Source organism: Nostocoides jenkinsii Ben 74 (assembly GCF_001046875.1).
Classification (GTDB): domain Bacteria; phylum Actinomycetota; class Actinomycetes; order Actinomycetales; family Dermatophilaceae; genus Nostocoides_A; species Nostocoides_A jenkinsii.
In genome coordinates this window covers 3,668,090-3,669,784 of record NZ_HF571038.1, presented here as the reverse complement: position 1 = coordinate 3,669,784, position 1,695 = coordinate 3,668,090, and the positions used below count along the sequence as shown (strand labels likewise).

3 protein-coding genes are annotated in these 1,695 nt (G+C 70.1%); 2 read left to right on the top strand and 1 reads right to left on the bottom strand.

Features of this window, described 5'->3' with window-relative positions; translation table 11 throughout:
* The coding region (locus BN13_RS19790) for a hypothetical protein (protein WP_048548507.1) at positions 1 to 220 on the top strand (220 nt) is incomplete at its 5' end.
* A 58-nt stretch (positions 221 to 278) separates the two neighbouring features.
* Entirely contained in the window at positions 279 to 1,052 is a 774-nt protein-coding gene (locus BN13_RS17475; protein ID WP_048548505.1) for a hypothetical protein, read from the top strand.
* A 272-nt stretch (positions 1,053 to 1,324) separates the two neighbouring features.
* Here the strand turns inward: BN13_RS17475 and BN13_RS17470 are convergent.
* Positions 1,325 to 1,695 (bottom strand): hypothetical protein (locus BN13_RS17470; protein ID WP_048548504.1); only part of this gene is annotated, 371 nt, incomplete at its 5' end.

Genomic DNA, 1,695 nt, shown 5'->3' with positions numbered 1-1,695 from the left:
CCCCGCGGACGGCGAGACGGCCGACGCGCTGGCGGCGCGGCATACGCCCGGATCGGCCGGCCGCGACGCAGCCCTGGCCACCCTGCGCGCCTTGGCCGTCGCGGTGCCCGCCGGCGAAGCCGTCTCGGCGGAAGTCGCGGGCGAGGCCTGGCAGGCCGGCGTCACCGATATCGCGCAGTTCGTGGGCGGCGACGTGGTCCGCTACACCCTCCCGACGTGAGGCTCGACGCCGAGCCGGCGCCGCTTCGATCCTGCTGAACTGAGGGTGAGGATCTGGAATGAGTCGACACGCCTACCTGGCAGCCGCCGCACTGGTGGCCGCCGCCGGAGTGAGCATCGGTCTGGCCGGGATGAGTGCGGCGACCGATTCGGGCGCCGTGGCGCCGACGCTCGCCAGTCTGAAGACGTCGGCCCCGGCCAGCTTTGTGCCCATCGATGAGGAGAAGGCGGGTCTAGAAATGGCCCAAGCCCAATCCCGTTTTCTTCCGGTTTTCGACCGCTCGGCCAGGACGGCTGGCTTCGGGGGCGCCTACTTCAACGGTGCGACACCGCACCTCAATGTGGCGAGCGGCGTGGACGAGGAGGCGCTCCTGTCGCCACTGGCCGAGTTTGCGAGTTCCGACACCGTCCGGGTCCACAAGGTCCGGTGGACGTATGCCGAACTCCAGGGCGCTGCTCGCGAGATGGGCGACCGGGGCGGGGACAGAGAAGAACCCTTCGCGATTCGCCAGGCCCAGCTGGACGTGCGGCGCAACCGGGTCGTCCTCCTCGTCGACGGCGACCTCGACGCAGCGCGGTCGTTGGTGTCAGCCGCGTCCGCCGTCCCCGCGATGTTCCGACTGAGCCGCGGACCAGCGACAGTTTGTCCATCGTCGATGGCGACTACCACGGCCAGAACTCGCCGTTTCAGCCGGCAGAATCGTCGGCGCTCAACCACCCTTAGGCGCGGCCAAGAACGCACCGTCGCACCCCACGTCACCCCTTCGCGCTCACGTCACCCCTTCGCGTTCACGTCACACGCTCTAGCGGGTGACGTGAGCGGAAAGGGGTGACGTGAGCGGAAAGGTATGACGTGACGGCCGGGCTAGTTGCCGGCGACGGACGCGTCGACCTGGCCGGCGCCGCGAAGCACCTCGGCCAGTGGGACGTCAGACCTGACCACGATGGCAGGGTGCCTTGCTGCGTCCCAGTCTGGCTCCGGACCCGAGCGATCAGGTCGGCCGCGTCCATCGTGGCCACCAGGCGCACCTTCGCGCGCGGCGCCGAGCGCCCGGAACGGACGCCGAGGCCGGGGCTGACTCATCGGGTCAACGAGCATGGGCGGTCAGGCGCGACGCCGAGCGCGTTCGAGCGAATAGCTCCAGGTCGTCGGGTCGCTCAACTGCGCGTCGAAGTAGTCGCGCACGGACTTCAGCCCCACGCCCCACGCCCCCGCGTGGATGTCGGTGAAGCGATAGGGCGCCTGCTCCCAGTAGCCGATCTGCGCTGTCTCCGCTTCAAGTGCCGGCTCGTCGACGCTCGCGCGCAGCCACGGGGCGACGAACGCGCGCGGCGGCAGCGCGATCTCGCCCTCGGCCCACAAGTCCCGCACCACCCGACCCATCGTGGCGTGGTCGCGGTTGGCGTCGTATTCGCTGACGACCCACACCTCGGCATACGGCATGCGGCGCAGCCACGACTGGATGGTGCGGCGGG